Annotated in this window: 15 protein-coding genes and 1 other annotated feature (1 of these 16 running past the window's edge); of the genes, 12 read left to right on the top strand and 3 right to left on the bottom strand. The window is 39.0% G+C overall.

Annotation, left to right across the window (positions count from 1 at the left end; all coding sequences use genetic code 11):
* Window positions 1–183, top strand: a binding site (T-box leader) (it extends 36 nt beyond the left edge of the window).
* Window positions 184–236: 53 nt separating this feature from the next.
* The 3 genes from leuS (at window position 237) to MKX65_RS18390 (ending at window position 3,335) form a co-directional block, all read left to right on the top strand.
* Complete coding sequence (gene leuS / locus MKX65_RS18400; RefSeq protein WP_340904960.1) at window positions 237–2,651, top strand: leucine--tRNA ligase; 2,415 nt, start codon at window positions 237–239, stop codon at window positions 2,649–2,651.
* A gap of 112 nt (window positions 2,652–2,763) precedes the next feature.
* Complete coding sequence (locus MKX65_RS18395; RefSeq protein ID WP_119709527.1) at window positions 2,764–3,063, top strand: rhodanese-like domain-containing protein; 300 nt, start codon at window positions 2,764–2,766, stop codon at window positions 3,061–3,063.
* 89 nt (window positions 3,064–3,152) lie between these two features.
* Window positions 3,153–3,335 (top strand): sporulation protein Cse60, encoded by a 183-nt coding sequence (locus MKX65_RS18390; RefSeq protein ID WP_066057499.1) that lies wholly within the window; start codon window positions 3,153–3,155, stop codon window positions 3,333–3,335.
* A 14-nt stretch (window positions 3,336–3,349) separates the two neighbouring features.
* On the opposite strand, the gene MKX65_RS18385 is transcribed toward MKX65_RS18390, so the two are convergent.
* Complete coding sequence (locus MKX65_RS18385; protein WP_340906313.1) at window positions 3,350–4,621, bottom strand: BaiN/RdsA family NAD(P)/FAD-dependent oxidoreductase; 1,272 nt, start codon at window positions 4,619–4,621, stop codon at window positions 3,350–3,352.
* A 202-nt stretch (window positions 4,622–4,823) separates the two neighbouring features.
* Between MKX65_RS18385 and MKX65_RS18380 the strand changes: the two genes are divergently transcribed.
* Together MKX65_RS18380 and MKX65_RS18375 are read left to right on the top strand one after the other, a co-directional pair.
* A complete protein-coding gene (locus MKX65_RS18380) occupies window positions 4,824–6,440 on the top strand; it encodes a putative polysaccharide biosynthesis protein (RefSeq protein WP_340904958.1) in 1,617 nt (538 codons plus the stop codon).
* Window positions 6,441–6,462: 22 nt separating this feature from the next.
* Complete coding sequence (locus tag MKX65_RS18375; RefSeq protein WP_340904956.1) at window positions 6,463–7,182, top strand: pseudouridine synthase; 720 nt, start codon at window positions 6,463–6,465, stop codon at window positions 7,180–7,182.
* Between the two features lie 39 nt (window positions 7,183–7,221).
* Here the strand turns inward: MKX65_RS18375 and MKX65_RS18370 are convergent, their stop codons facing one another.
* Entirely contained in the window at window positions 7,222–7,443 is a 222-nt protein-coding gene (locus MKX65_RS18370) for a DeoR family transcriptional regulator (protein ID WP_066057490.1), read from the bottom strand.
* Between the two features lie 350 nt (window positions 7,444–7,793).
* Between MKX65_RS18370 and MKX65_RS18365 the strand changes: the two genes are divergently transcribed.
* The 3 genes from MKX65_RS18365 to dat all read left to right on the top strand — a co-directional run bounded on the left by MKX65_RS18365 (window position 7,794) and on the right by dat (window position 11,493).
* A complete protein-coding gene (locus MKX65_RS18365) occupies window positions 7,794–9,059 on the top strand; it encodes a M48 family metallopeptidase (protein ID WP_340904955.1) in 1,266 nt (421 codons plus the stop codon).
* Between the two features lie 142 nt (window positions 9,060–9,201).
* Window positions 9,202–10,614, top strand: coding sequence for a dipeptidase PepV (pepV, locus tag MKX65_RS18360; RefSeq protein WP_340904953.1), 1,413 nt, complete (start codon window positions 9,202–9,204; stop codon window positions 10,612–10,614).
* A 24-nt stretch (window positions 10,615–10,638) separates the two neighbouring features.
* The gene (gene dat, locus MKX65_RS18355; protein WP_340904952.1) at window positions 10,639–11,493 is read left to right on the top strand and encodes a D-amino-acid transaminase; all 855 of its coding nucleotides are present in this window, start codon (window positions 10,639–10,641) and stop codon (window positions 11,491–11,493) included.
* 40 nt (window positions 11,494–11,533) lie between these two features.
* On the opposite strand, the gene cysK is transcribed toward dat, so the two are convergent.
* Window positions 11,534–12,460, bottom strand: coding sequence for a cysteine synthase A (cysK, locus tag MKX65_RS18350; RefSeq protein WP_340904950.1), 927 nt, complete (start codon window positions 12,458–12,460; stop codon window positions 11,534–11,536).
* 210 nt (window positions 12,461–12,670) lie between these two features.
* On the opposite strand from cysK, the gene thpR reads away from it, so the two are divergent.
* The 4 genes from thpR to pulA are packed head-to-tail and all read left to right on the top strand — an operon-like array spanning window position 12,671 to window position 17,368.
* A complete protein-coding gene (gene thpR, locus MKX65_RS18345) occupies window positions 12,671–13,234 on the top strand; it encodes an RNA 2',3'-cyclic phosphodiesterase (protein ID WP_340904948.1) in 564 nt (187 codons plus the stop codon).
* Between the two features lie 29 nt (window positions 13,235–13,263).
* Window positions 13,264–14,244: an NERD domain-containing protein gene (locus tag MKX65_RS18340; RefSeq protein ID WP_340904946.1), complete on the top strand. Its 981-nt coding sequence runs from the start codon at window positions 13,264–13,266 to the stop codon at window positions 14,242–14,244.
* A gap of 20 nt (window positions 14,245–14,264) precedes the next feature.
* The gene (locus MKX65_RS18335) at window positions 14,265–15,233 is read left to right on the top strand and encodes a diacylglycerol/lipid kinase family protein (protein WP_340904944.1); all 969 of its coding nucleotides are present in this window, start codon (window positions 14,265–14,267) and stop codon (window positions 15,231–15,233) included.
* Complete coding sequence (pulA, locus tag MKX65_RS18330) at window positions 15,230–17,368, top strand: type I pullulanase (RefSeq protein ID WP_340904942.1); 2,139 nt, start codon at window positions 15,230–15,232, stop codon at window positions 17,366–17,368. The genes MKX65_RS18335 and pulA overlap by 4 nt, the downstream gene beginning before the upstream one ends.
* Window positions 17,369–17,501: the final 133 nt, after the last annotated feature.

The following is a 17,501-nucleotide window of genomic DNA, read 5'->3' as shown; positions in this document are numbered from 1 at the left end:
CTGAAAGTAGAGAGTTGACGGATGGTGAAAGTCAACCAGGTGTCCATGAACTCGCCTTTGAGTCGCAAGTGTGAAAGAAAGTAATGCTTGCCGTATTCCGCGTTAAGGATAATAAAGCGAGTGACTTGTGCACTAATGTGGGTGGTACCGCGGGAGATTCTACATAATCCTCTCGTCCCTTTTTATAGGGACGGGATTTTTTGCGTTTAAACAAGTATTTTTAGGAGGAATAAAAAGTGAGCTTTAATCATCAAGAAATTGAAAAAAAGTGGCAGAGCTTTTGGGACGCTAACAAGACGTTTCAAACAAGTGAAGAAAAAGGTAAACGCAAATTTTATGCGTTAGATATGTTTCCATATCCATCTGGAGCTGGACTGCATGTAGGGCATCCAGAAGGGTACACAGCAACAGATATTTTATCACGTATGAAGCGTGCGCAAGGTTATAATGTGTTACACCCAATGGGATGGGATGCGTTCGGTCTTCCGGCTGAGCAATACGCATTAGACACTGGGAATGATCCTGCTGAATTTACAGCATTAAATATTGCCACATTTAAGCGCCAAATCAAGGCATTAGGTTTCTCATACGATTGGGATCGAGAAGTGAACACGACAGACCCTGAATATTATAAATGGACACAATGGATTTTCTTAAAATTGTTTGAAAAAGGCCTAGCTTATATTGATGAGGTAGCCGTAAACTGGTGTCCAGCACTAGGAACGGTTTTATCAAATGAAGAAGTCATTGATGGAAAAAGTGAACGTGGTGGTCATCCCGTTGAACGCCGTCCAATGAAGCAGTGGGTATTAAAAATCACTGCGTATGCGGATCGTTTACTAGAGGACTTAGAAGAACTTGACTGGCCAGATAGCTTAAAGGATATGCAACGAAATTGGATTGGTCGTTCTGAAGGTGCCGAGATTACTTTTAATATTGAAGGTAATGACGGGCAGTTCACGGTCTTTACAACAAGACCTGATACATTATTCGGTGCAACGTATGCGGTAATAGCACCGGAGCATGCACTAGTTGAGAGTATTACGACAGCTGAGCAGCGTGACGCGGTTCAAGCATATATTGAACAAATCAAAAGTAAGAGTGATTTGGAGCGTACCGATTTAGCTAAAGACAAAACAGGTGTATTTACAGGTGCTTATGCAATTAATCCGGTTAATGGAGCGAAAATGCCAATCTGGATTGCTGATTATGTACTTGTCAGCTATGGAACAGGAGCGATCATGGCGGTACCAGGTCACGATGAGCGTGACTACGAATTTGCTAAGAAATTCGAATTGCCAATTGTGGAAGTCGTTGCAGGTGGAGATGTTTCAAAAGAAGCTTACACAGGTGATGGTGAGCATGTAAACTCGGACTTCTTAAATGGAATGAACAAAGAAGAAGCGATTTCTCGTATGATTGCTTGGTTAGAGGAAAAAGAAATCGGAACGAAGAAGGTTACGTACCGTTTACGCGATTGGTTATTTAGCCGTCAACGCTATTGGGGAGAGCCCATTCCAGTCATTCACTGGGAAGACGGGACAATGACAGCTGTCCCTGATTCAGAGCTTCCATTGATGTTACCGAAAACGACAGAAATTCGTCCGTCAGGAACAGGGGAATCTCCACTTGCGAATATTGAAGACTGGGTAAACGTAGTTGACCCTGTAACAGGGAAAAAGGGACGACGTGAAACCAATACGATGCCACAATGGGCAGGTAGCTGCTGGTATTACTTACGTTATATTGATCCGAAGAATGATCAAGCTTTAGCAGATCCTGAAAAGTTAAAAGAGTGGCTTCCAGTTGATATATATATCGGTGGCGCAGAGCATGCGGTTCTTCACTTACTTTATGCTCGATTCTGGCATAAGTTTTTGTATGATATCGGTGTAGTAAGCACGAAAGAACCTTTCCAAAAATTGTTTAACCAAGGGATGATTCTTGGGGAAAACAATGAAAAAATGAGTAAATCCAAAGGGAATGTCGTAAACCCTGACGAAATCGTTGGAACTCATGGTGCGGATACTCTACGTTTATACGAAATGTTCATGGGGCCACTTGAAGCTTCCATCGCATGGTCAACACAAGGATTAGACGGTTCACGCCGCTTCTTAGACCGTATTTGGCGCTTGTTAGTGGATGAGAATGGTGAAATCGCAGAGAAGGTTCAACCGGTTGATTCTTCGAGTCTGGAAAAGGTCTATCACCAAACGGTGAAAAAAGTGACAGAGGACTTTGAAGGATTACGCTTTAATACGGCGATTTCTCAGTTAATGGTATTTATTAACGATGCTTATAAATCACCTGTGCTTCCAAGAGACTATGTGGAGGGCTTTGTGAAATTGCTTGCACCAATTTGTCCACATATCGCTGAAGAGCTTTGGTCAAAATTAGGTCATAGCGAAAGCATCTCTTACGAAGCGTGGCCAGCATTTGATGAAGCGAAGCTGGTTGATGATGAAGTAGAAATTGTTGTTCAAATTAACGGCAAGGTGAAGGCGAAGCTGATGGTTCCGTCTGATGCAAATAAAGAAGCACTTGAGCAAATTGCTATGGATGATATAGTCGTTAAAGAGCAAATTGATGGGAAAACTGTTCGCAAAGTGATTGCTGTTCCAGGAAAATTAGTTAATATTGTTGCAAATTAAGTGTATGATAGGAGCTCCCAATCACTTGGGGGCTCTTTTTCTAAAGAGAAAGATTGAAATGTACCGAGTAAGTCGTGTACGATAGAAGAAAAATTAAAAGGGGTAATGTTGGATGGTAAAAGAAATTACAACTGCAGAGTTACAAGAAAAGCTAGAAAAAGGGGAAAAGCTAGAACTGATCGACGTGCGTGAGGATGAAGAAGTAGCGGCTGGAATGATTCCAGGTGCAAAGCATATTAAAATGGGCGAGATCCCAATGCGTTTAGACGAATTAGATCAAGATACAGAATACATATTTATTTGCCGTTCAGGCGGAAGAAGTGAAAATGTGTGCTATTTCTTGCATGATCACGGCTATAATGTAGTAAATATGGTCGGCGGCATGATGAAATGGACTGGAAAAGTAGAATAATGTAATGGGGCCTAGGAAACTAGGCTTTTTTAATGCTTTTAAAATGTCTGAATTTTGTTAATACTCCTTAATAAAAGGAGTGAGGATCCATGATTCAAGTAAAACTGTTTGATGAGGAGCATGAAAAAGACCTTGAAAAGAAAATGAATCGTTTTCTCGAAAAGGTGGATGAACAAAAACTAGTTGATATTAAATATAATATTGCTGCCTTACCAGAGGACGTGGATGAGCAAATTTACTGTTTTACAGCGATGATCATATATAAAGCCTGAGGAAGAAAAAATCCTCAGGCTTGACTCAAAGCATATTCCGCACTATTGACTCCAGCTAATCTTCCCGTCACAAGGGCAGAAGTAATATTATACCCGCCAGTATATCCGTGGATATCCAATATCTCTCCACAAAAATACAATCCATTAACCAACTTGGATGCCATAGTTTGCGGTTCAACCTCTTTCACAGACACTCCGCCACCTGTCACAAAGGCTTTTTCTAGGGAAAGAGTTCCATTTACCTTAAATTGAAACTGTTTGCAAGCTTTCACAAAGTTTCGTAGCTTATCATGGGAAATGACTCCACCCTGTTCGTTTGCATCGATGTCAGCAACTTGTAATAAAAACAATAAATAGCGTTCGGGTAAATAGCCCTTAAGTATATTTTTTACACTTTTCTTTGGATCAGCCTTCACCATCGCAATGATTTCTTGGAATAGCGGCTCCTCTTTTTTACCGGGAAGAGCATCAATACTCATTACGACTTCTTTAAGGTTCCACTTTTTCATCGCCTTCACCACGTATTGGCTGCAACGAAGTACTGCCGGGCCACTAATCCCAAAGTGAGTGAAAATCATGTCCATCTCATGGGTGATGAGAGGCTTACCCTTTGGGTTCAACACACTAAGCCCGACTCCGCGCAATGATAATCCTTGAAGCTCCTTTGACTGAATGAAAGATTCATTTGAAGTAATAGGAACTTCAGTTGGAAATAGTTCTGTGATGGTATGACCTGCCTTTTCCGCCCAAACATAGCCATCTCCTGTAGAACCTGTATGAGGAACCGATTTCCCTCCAACTGCCAAAATAATCGCAGACGTAGAGTATCTCTCTTTGTTTTTTAATCGTACGGCAACAGCTTTCCCATCTTTATATTCCACCGTTTCGACTGGGGAGTTTGTGAGTATATCCACCTTAAGCTCTTTCATCCTTCTGATTAAAGCATCAACAACAGATTGTGCTTTATCCGAAACAGGAAACATCCGTCCGTGGTCTTCCTCCTTCAATTCAATTCCCAGCTTTTCAAAAAAAGAAATAATATCCTCGTTATTAAATATGGAAAAAGCACTATATAAAAAGCGACCGTTCCCTGGGATATGCTTAATGATTTCATCCACTGGAAGTCGATTCGTTACATTACAGCGCCCACCACCAGATATGGCAAGCTTTCGACCTAGTTTGTCGCCTTTATCAATTAAAAGTACTTTAGCTCCCTTTTCACCTGCCGCTATGGAAGCCATCAGCCCAGAAGGCCCTCCACCAATGACGATTACGTCATAGTTCATATCTTTCACCAACTTTCCATCACCATTATAAGTCAGCTTGTTAAGAAAGAAAACTTTTCCACAAAAAGTAGCATCAGAGCACGGAGTTGTGTACACTCAGATTAGGTTCACATAAAAAACAAAGTTTTTTTCAAACTTTATGATAAAATATGAATTTGGCGTTTGAAATAATTTTCGGCATTTCTACATAGGAAGGGATCACATGCAATCTAAGTTATTACGTGGAACATTTATTTTAACTTTAGGAACATTTATTTCAAAATTATTAGGTCTTTTTTATGTTATTCCGTTTGCAAGGATTGTAGGAGAGACAGGAACTGTCCTGTATCAATATTCCTATGTTCCTTATACTATATTTATCAGTCTTGCAACGGCTGGAGTACCTCTAGCTGTTGCTAAGTTTATTTCTAAATATAATGCCATGGAAGAATATGCGGTGGGTAGGAGGCTCTTTAAGTCAGGATTAGTCGTCATGCTTGGAACTGGTATGGCTGCCTTCCTAATCCTATATTTGACAGCACCAATTGTAGCAGACATAATCATTGCTGATCATGACAAACAAACCAATCCAAGAGATATTGTAACAGTCATTCGAGCAGTGAGTTTTGCTCTAATCATTATTCCGTTTATGAGTTTAATTCGCGGGTTTTTCCAAGGCCATCAATCAATGGGGCCATCTGCGGTGTCACAGGTGGTTGAACAGGTTGTTCGTATCGCATTTCTATTAGCTGGGGCTTTTATCGTCTTGAATGTAATGGAAGGTGAAATTGTTACTGCTATTAGTATTGCAACGTTCTCAGCCTTTGTTGGAGGCTTGGGTAGCTTATTTGTTCTCTTTTGGTATTGGTATAAGAGAAAGCCACATCTTGATGAATTGCTGCTACAAGATAAGGGGAGCGTTCAAGTATCTTTAAAAGATATGTACAAGGAAATACTGATTTATTCGATTCCATTTATTCTTGTTGGAATTGCCAATCCATTATTTCAATGGATTGATACGATGACCTTTAACCGGGCAATGACTTCGATTGGTCTTGGAAGTATTTCAGAAAGAGAGCTTGCTAAATTAAGTTTTTATACACATAAGTTAGTGATCATTCCAGTATCGTTGGCAACGGCTTTTTCGTTAACGTTAGTTCCGAGTATTACTCAAGCCTTTATTTCAAAAGACCAAAAGGGAGTAAACAAGCAACTCAACCAAACCTTCCAGGTGCTGATGTTCATCACATTGCCTGCTGCACTTGGATTGTCACTACTCGCTGAGCCTGCGTATACGGTTTTTTACGGACCTAATGCATCTGGGACTGACATCCTGCAATTGTATGCACCAGTAGCGGTTCTGTTTGCTCTTTACTCCGTGACAGCAGCGATATTACAAGGAATTGACGAACAAAAGTTCACCATTCTAAGTCTATTAGTAGGAATATTAGTGAAGCTCTCCCTAAACATTCCATTCATCAAGATGTTTGAGACAGACGGAGCGATTTATGCAACCGCACTTGGTTACGGAGTTGCCATTGGTATTAATTTGGTCGTTATCAAAATATTCTCCGGATATCGCTTCCGCCTCGTTTTGCGGAGAGGATTGCTAATTGTTATTTTTAATGTTTTTATGATACTCGTAGCAGCACTTGTCTACTATTTAGCAACACTGGTTTTATCTCCAAAATCTGAGATGGAGTCTATTATTATCATCCTAGTCTCAGCAGCAGCTGGCGCAGGAATTTATGTATATTTAAGCTTTAAAACTCGACTCATCTACTTTTTATTTGGTGAACGTGTGGAAAGAATCATGAAGAAGGTAAAACTAAGAGGGTAAGTCTCCATTAGGAGGGAAACAATTGCGTATTGATAAAATGCTAGCCAATCTAGGCTATGGAAGTAGAAAAGATGTAAAAAAATTATTAAAAGACGGCGCAGTGGTCGTGAACGAAAAAGTGATAAAAGATTCGAAGCAACATATTGACCCAGACAAGGATGTTGTTACATTAAATGGGGAAGTGGTCGAATACAAGGAGTTTGTTTACCTAATGATGAACAAACCTCCTGGTGTCATATCAGCAACGGAAGATAATCACGATGAGACGGTGATTGATTTGCTTGAATATGAGGATCAAGTGTTTGAACCGTTTCCAGTAGGTCGCCTTGATAAAGATACGGAAGGACTCTTACTAATAACAAACGATGGTCAGCTCTCTCATCGTTTGTTATCTCCCAAAAAGCACGTCCCGAAAACATACTTTGCTGTTATTGAAGGAATCGTCACTAGCGACGATGGGGAAGCTTTTCAAAAGGGAGTCACACTCGATGACGGGTATTTGACGAAGCCAGCACATTTAACCATTTTGAAATCCGGATTAACATCTGACATCGAGCTAACGATCACGGAAGGGAAATTCCATCAAGTAAAACGAATGTTTGAAGCCGTAGGAAAAAGAGTCATCTATTTAAAAAGATTATCAATGGGGCCATTAAAGCTAGATGAGACGCTTGAATTAGGGGAATATCGAGAGTTAACAGATGAGGAATTAGAAGAGTTAATCCAATATGAAGTGAAATAAAGAGTTCGCCCTTTCAAAAAGAGAAGGGCGAACCGTCATTTAAGATGATATTTTTACCTTTTTTTCGGTTGTTGTCCATTTTCCACGACTTGGACTTTCGACTAGGTCATTATAAGCTAAAACATTTAGATCTCTCTGGATCGTTCGAGGAGTGATACCAAATTCCTCCACAAGCTCTTGCGTCGTGACAATTCCATGGTTATTAATAAACATGTAGATGGATTTGATGCGGTTTAACATCCGGTTAGTCGAAGGTTTCAAAAAACCACTCCCTATCCTTTTTTCAAACCTTTGGCAAATAGCTACAACGGACGACTTCTTGAAGATGACTCTCCAAATGTATGTAAGCTTCTTGTCCCTAGACAACCCCTTTGCAAGTGAATTATAAGCTGACTTAATGAAAATGTCTTTTCTTGTAGATTATTGTACTCTTATTTACAGATAATTTCTACTTTTACATAATAATTTAATGAAATGGTAATATTTTCTTTAAAAAATTCCCCCTTTTTCTTGCTGCTGTTATATTCTATTACTTAAGTAATACCAGTTATGATAAGAAATTTGATTTTTGAAAAAATAGGACAATAATAATTTGAGAGGAATGACACAGATTGAATTCTTATTTACCTTCACAGCTAGTCCATCGCAAAGAGAATATCTATTTTGCACTTGTATTAACTTTTAGTATTTTAACCTATCTTTTTTTAGTTTTTTCTATTTTAGGAATTGGAATTATTATCATCATGGTCCTCTTATCCGTATTTTTCCATGGGTTGATGGTCGGAGGTATTAGAAGAAATGGCGTTCGTATAAGTGAGGAACAATTTCCTTCGCTTTATCAAAAGGCACAGGAAATGGCGGCACAAATGAGTTTAGAAAAGATGCCACAAATGTATGTTATTGAGTCTCAAGGAATATTGAATGCATTTGCGACCAGATTTTTTGGAAGAAATATGGTGGTCCTTTATTCAGAGATTTTTGAACTGATTGAAAGAGATGCAGAGGATGAAGTACTATTTGTTCTCGCTCATGAGTTTGCTCATTTAAAAAGGAAGCATGTAACAGTGAATTTTCTTCTACTGCCAGCCATGTGGATCCCTTTTTTAGGAGATGCATACTTACGGGCATGTGAATATACGTGCGATCGTTATGCAACCTATTACTCTGGCTCACTTCCAGCATCGAAAAATGCTCTGACCATTCTAGCAATTGGAAAGGAGCTTTATAAAAAGGTTAATAAAGAGTCATATATGCGACAAATTGAATCGGAAGCAGGCTTCTTTGTTTGGTTAAATGAAAAGCTCTCTACCCATCCTCATCTGCCAAAAAGATTATATGAAGTTGATAAATTCTTTTCTGATACAGAAGTGGAGACATTAAAAGAACCAAAAAGAGGAATCGTCATTGGAGTAATCATAGCCCTATTGTTATCACTTGTATTTGCTGGTGGAGTGTATATGACCTTTAAGGCATTAGAGAAATTCAACTTCTCTGAAGCCTTTGAAATCGAGGGTATGACACCCCTAATGGAGGCAGCAAGTGAAAACGATACAGAGGCCATTTCTACTCTTCTAGATGAAGGTGCGGATATAAATGAAGCCGATAGTGAAGGCTCAACGGCTCTACATTGGGCGGTATACTCCGGTTATTATGATGCTGCAGCCATATTACTTGAAAATGGAGCAGATGCCAATACGGTCGATATATATGATGCCACTCCACTCATCAGTGCAGTTTTTGCTGAAGACGTGGAAATGGTAAAGCTGTTGTTAGAATACGGAGCAGATAGCAACTACATGGATGCCTCTGGATATACCGCATATGATTACGCAGTAGATTACGGAAATGCCGAACTACAGGAGCTACTTGGCCCATAATAAAAAATGCTGTCCACAAATAAGGACAGCATTTTTTATTATAAAATTTTTTCTAGCAGTGGTGCTGTCCTTGTGGTTGTCTTTTCCAGCACGGGGATATATTATTTAAGTCAAGTAGATTGGATTTATTAGGAGGATTTTCGTGACAAACATCAATTGGTTTTCAGAAGTCGAAAAAAGAAAGGAATCATTAATTGTAGATACACAAAAGCTTTTACAAATAAAAAGTGTTCTAGATGAAGATAATGCCACTGATGATGCACCGTTCGGACAAGGGGTTAAGGATGCACTTGTCCACATGCTTGAACTTGGGAAGTCAGATGGATTTTCAATCAAGAATGTAGGAAATCTTGCCGGGCATGTAGAATTCGGAGAAGGAAAGGAAAGTGTAGGTATTCTTTGTCACGTTGATGTGGTTCCAGAAGGAGATGGATGGTCGAGTGACCCGTATGCTGCGGAAATTCGTGAGGGGAACATATATGCTCGTGGGGCCATTGATGATAAGGGACCAACGATGGCCGCTTATTACGCGATGAAAATTGTCAAAGAACTTCAATTGCCTCTTTCGAAGAGAGTGAGAATGATCATCGGAACGGATGAAGAAAGCAACTGGCGCTGTGTGGAGCATTATTTTAAACATGAAGAAATGCCGACAATGGGTTTTGCGCCAGATGCTGATTTCCCGATCATATTTGCTGAAAAAGGAATCTCGGATTTTGATATTGTGCAAAGGATTTACGAAAGGGAGGATAACAGCGGAACCACTGTATTATCTTTTCAAGCAGGCAGACGCTATAATATGGTTCCAGACTTCGCCAAGGTGGACTTACATACCAATCAAGAAGAAACACATATTATTCAAGAATTTCAAACCTTCCTTAATGAGCAACAGCTGAATGGAAAATACTTAGTTGATAATGGAGAACTTATTTTAGAACTAGAAGGAGTATCTGTGCATGGGATGGAACCTGATCTTGGTAAAAATGCCGGCATTCTTCTCGCCGTATTCCTAAATAAATTACCACTAAGTGGTCTAGAAAAACAGTATTTTTCCTTTATTCAAACCAATTTCTATCAAGATAGTCGAGGGAAACAATTGGGAATTGCTTATACAGATGATATTTCTGGGGACCTTACGATGAACGTTGGGAAACTTTCCTTTACAAAAGAAGATGGTGGGATGTTAGGAATCAATCTTCGTTACCCAGTCACAGCTGAACTTGATCAAATACAAGGAAAGTTAGCTCCTGTACTACATGAACAAGGTTTTGAGGTTCAAAATGTATCAGACTCCAAACCTCATCATGTAGATGAAAAGGATTTTCTAATTCAAACCCTGAAAAAGGTTTATGAAGAACAAACAGGTGAGAAGGCAGAGTTGCTGGCGATTGGTGGGGGCACTTATGCACGTTCACTGCAATCAGGAGTTGCCTTTGGGCCACTATTTCCAGGTCGACCGGATGTCGCTCACCAAAAGGATGAGTATATGGTTGTAGAGGATTTGCTAAAAGCAACAGCAATCTATGCTCAGGCGATATATGAATTGGCTAAATAATTTGAGAACAAAGGGAGTGTAGGGATGGAATACGTTATTATTGGTGGAGAAATAGTAGATCGTGGACATGCAACGGTCGATATTGAGGATCGTGGCTATCAGTTTGGCGATGGTGTCTATGAAGTGATACGGGTGTATAATGGAAAAATGTTCACAGCTAAGGAACATTTGATTCGATTACAGGAAAGTGCGGAAAAGATAAGCATTCAAATACCTTATCAACCGACTGAACTAGAGGAAATGTTAAAAGGTCTTATTGACAAAAATAATCTTTCTAATGGCATTATTTATATGCAATTTACACGGGGAGAATCTCCGCGTAATCATGCCTTCCCTCACAATGTAGCTCCTGCCTTTGTTGCATATACGAGAAAAGTGGATCGTCCAGTTAGCAGTATGCAAGAGGGTGTAAAGGCTATCTTTATTGATGACATTCGTTGGCTGCGCTGTGATATAAAGAGTCTGAATTTACTAGGGAATCTCCTTGCCAAACAAAAAGCAGTAGAAGCTGGTTGCTTTGAGGCCATACAACATCGAGGTGATATTATAACAGAAGGCAGTTCCTCTAATGTAGCCATTGTAAAAAATGGAACGGTCATCACTCATCCAGCGAACAACTTGATTTTAAACGGAATAACAAGACAAAAAGTGAAGCAAGTATGTGAGCAAAATCAAATTCCTTTTGAAGAAAAAGAGTTCACAATTGAAGACGTTTTACATGCGGATGAAGTATTTTTATCTGGAACAACTGTGGAGGTAACACCAATTGTAGAAGTTGAGGAGAAAAAAATCTCCGGAGGAACTCCAGGTCAAGTTACGAAAAAGCTTCAGCAGTTGATAATGGACGAAATAGTAAAGGAATGCGGAACCATAGAATAACTAAAATAGGCTGCCTTTTATGGCAGCCTTCTCTAGTATCTTAAGAAAATAAATCACTTGAAAGATATCTTTCACCGGTATCACATGCGATGCAGACAACCACATCATCAGGGCCAAGAGTTTTAGCCACTTCTATGGCAGCGTAGCAGGCGGCACCAGAGGATGGCCCAACTAATATACCTTCTTCACTAGCTAATCTTCTTGTGATTGTGTAGGCATCTTCATCCGTAATTTTATGAATATGATCGTAAACATCCTGGTTTAGGATATCAGGAATAAATCCTGGGCTCGTTCCTACTAGTTTATGCTTCCCGGGTTTGCCACCAGAAAGGACCGGTGAGCCTGCAGGTTCCACTACATGAACTTGCAAATGTGAATAATGTTCTTTTAACACTTCACCCGTTCCAGTGATCGTGCCTCCTGTTCCCGCTGTGGCAACAAACGCCGAAAGTGGCTTGCTTATTTCCTTCATAGCCTCCACAATTTCAAGAGCGGTAGAGTGTCTATGTGCATCTGGATTTGCTTCGTTTTCAAATTGCATAGGCAAATAACTATTTGGTATTTCATTCGCTAGCTCTTGTGCCTTTTTGATCGAACCAGGCATTTTTTCATCGCCTGGAGTTAATACAACCTCAGCGCCGTATGCCTTTAATAGATTGATACGTTCCTTAGTCATCGTATCAGGCATCACTAATATTGAACGATAACCTCGAGCTGCAGCATTCATGGCTAGTCCAATGCCTGTGTTCCCGCTTGTCGGCTCAATAATCGTTGCACCCTTTTTTAATAATCCCTTCTGCTCAGCTGTAATCATCATGTTGAATGCCGCACGGTCCTTTACACTTTTACTAGGGTTAAAAAATTCGAGTTTTAAATAGACGCTAGCCCCATTTTGAGGTGCCAAACGATTTAATTTAAGTAAAGGGGTTTCCCCAATAAGTTCAGCAATATTTTGAACAACTTTCATTTTAATGTACTCCTAACCTTCAATTATTTTCCTTAGGATTCGAAATTTTTATTACAATAATGGGAAATGTAACATATAAAAGAGATAACCCTATTATACCTAAATAGGTATATTATATTCAAACATATATGCCTCGTGTAATATTCATTTTACGATTCAGTTACAATCTCTGTTAAAATAAAAGAAAGCTTGAAAGGTTGAAAGTTAAAAATGGATAAAAAAACTCATTTTTTTTATGCAGTAAAAATACCGAGTGATACGAAGAACCTTATACATACTAAATTACTCCCCCTTGGAAAGGGATTTCCTTTCCAAAAATGGGTTCATCCAGAGGATTACCATATTACTCTAGCCTTCTTGGGAAACGCAGAAACGGGCATGTTGGAAAAGTCAGTACAACTTATATCTGAGGCACTAAAGAAAGAGCGTGCTTTTCCTCTAAATATCGAAGGACTAGATACTTTTGGAAGAAAAGAATCTCCAAGGATTTTTTGGTTGCGGTTAGTGGAACAGACTTGTTTATATGAAGTGCGGAAAAAGGTATTTCATGCATGCGAATTAGCAGGCTTTTCCCTTGAAAAAAGACCGTTTCATCCACATATAACAGTAGCGAGAAAGTGGAAGGGAGATTCTCCATTGGTGCACGAATCGCTACAACAAGAAAACCCTTTTACTTGTGAAGCTGTCTCGTTTGTTGCAAATGAAATCGTATTGTACCAGACACATTTGGAAAGAGAACCAAAATACGAGGTTGTTCAATCTTTTAAGTTATAGATTATCTGTTTATAGAAAGGAAAACCCGCATGGGACAATTAATTAAGCTGCAAGATTATGTTTCACGTTACGAACAAAATATTTATGAATATCCAACTAGATATGTAAGATTGAAAAAACAGCAATGGGAAAAGATTTACTCCCTCTGGAAGTCTGATTCTATTATTGAAAGTATTCAGCCTGTATCAACGAATTGGTTAGAAGAAGACAAACAGCCGTTAGTTGATCGGATGAAGGGATTTTTTAAAAGAGAAAGAAAAGACGAAGAAGTAGAGGAGAAGGAGATACAATCGGGTGTTCAAGAGTCTTCAGGTCTATCATTTCCCCCTTCATTTACCTTTAATCCAGCTACGGAAGATGAGCTTAAACGTCAATTTCTCGACCAATTACTTCGTTTTCAAATGAAATGGGCGACTACCACCTTGTTAGAACAATCCCATATTAGTAAAAAGTATTTGTACGATCACAGACTTAAGTACTTTTTGCAACGCTTTCCCGATACCACCCTTGTGATGTATGAGCCAATCTTCCTGTTAAAAAAAGCTCCGGTAGAAGTAGAAACAATTTTAATCACTCCAACAGATGTGTGGTGTATCCATTTCTTAGAGGAAGAAGACCATGCTGTATTTCTAGGAACGAAAGAAAGGTTTTGGGTAAAACGTCATCAGGATCAAGAACAAAAGGTGTTAAGTCCGCTTATTGGGCTTAATCGTACAGAAAAAATTGTAAAGAAAATATTTGAGTTGTATGAAATAGAGTTACCGATTCATAAAGTAGTATTAAGTAGAAATGGCTATATTGATTTTCCCTTTCCACCCTATGGTTTACAGCTCATTGAAAAACGAAATTACGAAGAATGGTTTCAAACGATGAGAAGCAATAAAACTCCACTAAAGCATGCACAGCTAAAAGCAGCCCAAATGCTTCTTCAGTTTAGTCAAACAAGTAGTATGCGCCGACTAGAATGGGATGTTTTAAATAAAGGGGAACAAGAAGAAAAAGAATTCTAGACATGTATGGGATGAGAAAAATGGGGAAATTATACTTTATTATTAATCCAAATGCCAAAAATGGCTATAGTTTAAAAGTGTGGGCTAAAGTAGAAAAAGAATTAGAAAAACAACAAATTTCCTATGAAGCGTTTTTGACTGCCTATAAAGGAAATGGTGCTGAAATAGCGATGCTTCTTGCTAAGCAAGAGGGTGAGGTATCAATCACAGTGGTTGGAGGAGATGGAACATTAAATGAGGTAGTAAATGGGGTCATCTCTTTTCCAAATGTGAAAGTTGGATTTATTCCTGCTGGTTCTGGAAATGATTTTGCAAGAGGATTTCAAATACCAAGAGATCCTCTTCATGCATTATCTGTATTGCTAATAGAGCGAAAGCAAGAACCGAGCTTAACCGACGTTGGTAAAATATCATGTTCGAGTAAGGAGGATCTGTACTTTATAAATAACATGGGAGCAGGTCTCGACGGCTTAATTTCCAAGCTCGCTAATCAATCCAAGATGAAAAAATGGCTAAATAAATTTTCCTTGGGAGGCCTAGTATACGTGTACTTGCTTATCAAGGAAATTCTTATTTTTAAACCGACGGATGTTCAACTTATTGTGGATGACATCCTTTATGATTTTCCTGCTACCTGGTTTGTAACTGTGGCCAATCAGCCGTTTTATGGTGGAGGAATGCAAATTGCTCCGAAGGCAAAAACCGATGATGGATTGTTAAATATTATTATCGTACATCGTTTATCAAGGCTAAAAATGCTTTCTGTGTTTGTAAGCGTTTTTTGGGGTGGTCATGTCGCCTTCAAAGAAGTGAAGATGTTAACTGGAAGAGAAATTCAAATATATTCTTCTACCCCAATGATCGCACATGCCGACGGTGATTATTTTGCTGAAACTCCTTTGCAAATTCAGGCTTGTCAGCAGGTGTTGCCAATTATCACAAGGGGAATAAAGAAGGATAGGAGGCAGAAGGAGCTGAAAAATGCATGATTATTATTGAAAGACTTTTTTATGCCTATTTAGATGATGTGAACATAATTACGATCTTGTTACCTATGAGTTATCATAATGGCGAGTCTCAGGAATTTTCAATCAAAGTTGGTGAACATACTGAGAAGTTAACTATTAGTGAGAAAATAAGATTACATGATAGGGTTAAGTATATTTGTCATACCATCAAGGAACCAGAAATCGGATTGACTTATTGTGTGATGGATGAGCATGGAGGGGAGACGGATCTTCAGATAGGCGCAATTATTCGAACTCCTCAGTTTGATGAAAAATTCTACTATGACGGGCCTCTAGGAATCCAATACTCACCAGAACGAACCATCTTTACACTCTGGGCACCAACCGCCACACAATGTCAGTTGAAACTCGCTAATACTGATGATGCTGAAATAAATCATTATGAAATGACTCGCATGGAAAGAGGGATATGGGTCATTACGGTAGAAGGAGATCTGGAAGGATATCACTATACTTATCTCGTTTGTGTAAATCTTCAATGGAGAGAAGCCGTAGATCCTTATGTTGTGGCTGTTACAGCAAATGGGGAACAAGGAGTGATAATCGATTTAAATCGAACACCAGTGGTAAGTAAACCGCTAACGGGATTTAATTCCCCTACTGACGCTATCATTTATGAGGCACATATTAGAGATTTAACCATCCACCCCAATAGTGGAGTGACCGATAAAGGTTTATATTTAGGTGCGAGTGAAAAAGATACCTTTACTAGCCATGGTCAGCTTACTGGTCTTAGTTATATCAAAGATTTAGGAGTCACTCACATCGAACTGCTCCCGCTTCATGATTTTGCTGGTGTTGATGAGCTAGGGGATAAGGAAGATTATAACTGGGGTTATAACCCCATACACTTCAATGCTCCTGAAGGAAGTTATTCATCGAATTGTCAGGATCCATATGCCAGAATCAATGAGTTAAAGAAGTTAATTGACATTGTTCACAAAGAAGGACTTCGAGTCATTTTGGATGTTGTATACAACCATGTATACATTAGAGAAGACTCTTCTTTTGAAAAAATTGTACCAGGCTATTATTTTCGACATGATCAGAATGGTATGCCCTCGAATGGAACAGGAGTAGGAAATGATATTGCTTCTGAACGAAAAATGGTGAGGAAATTTATCGTCGAATCGGTCCTATTTTGGAAAAAAGAATACGGTATAGATGGGTTTCGCTTTGATTTGATGGGGATCTTAGATATAGAAACGATGAATGACATTAGAAAATCGCTTGATTTATTGGATCCTTCGACCATTATGATTGGGGAAGGCTGGGATTTAAATACTCCGATCGCCATTGACATAAAGGCGAGTATTCGTAATCAGAAGAAACTTCCAAGAGTGGGTCAATTCAATGACTTCTTTAGGGATACCGTTAAGGGTAATACATTCAATCTTCATGATAAAGGCTACGCTTTAGGAAATGAAAGATACTTCGAGGCTGCAAAGAAAATTTTAGCAGGTAGTGTAGGTTTGAAGGAAAAGGGGTTATTTCAAGAACCCATTCAATCGGTAAACTACATCGAATCTCATGATAACCATACCTTCTGGGATAAACTCCTCCTATGTGAAAAAGAGGAGCCTGAAGATATTAGGAAAAAGCAGCAGAGATTGGCAACGGCATTTGTTCTCTTATCTCAAGGAGTGCCTTTCTTACATTGTGGGCAAGAATTTCTTCGGACAAAAAAAGGAAATGGAAATAGTTATCGATCACCTAATGATATTAATCAAGTAGATTGGGACCGAGTATATGAAAACAAAGAGCATGTAGACTATATCAAGGGTTTAATCAAATTAAGAAAATCACATCAAGCCTTTCGTTTTCATTCAACCGAACTGATTAATAAGCATATGTCTTTCTTACCAGTGGAAAAGCCAGTTATTGGATACACCCTTCGTGATGTTAGGAAATTTGGAATATGGAGTGAAATCATCGTTCTATTCAATCCTCTTAAAACAGAACGTCATGTTTCGTTACCTACCGTTGATTGGACGGTCATCGCGGACCAAAACATGGTAGAAATAAATGGTATTCATCAAATAAATGAAAAAGAATGGAGTCTCCCTCCACTTAGTGTTTATGTACTAGTAAAGTAATAAAGTACGATGTCTCTACTTGACGAAGGTAACACTAGGAGATAAAATCTATTAAGATGGCTATTGTCGATTTTTTTTACAATAGCCGTCTTTTTTACTTGTAAGATACTTGTGCATGACCAAGGTGAATACT

The sequence above is a fragment of the Robertmurraya sp. FSL R5-0851 genome, assembly GCF_038002965.1.
Lineage (GTDB): Bacteria > Bacillota > Bacilli > Bacillales > Cytobacillaceae > Robertmurraya_A > Robertmurraya_A beringensis.
The sequence above is the reverse complement of the archived record's forward strand: the minus strand, read 5'-3'. Positions and strand labels throughout refer to the sequence as shown.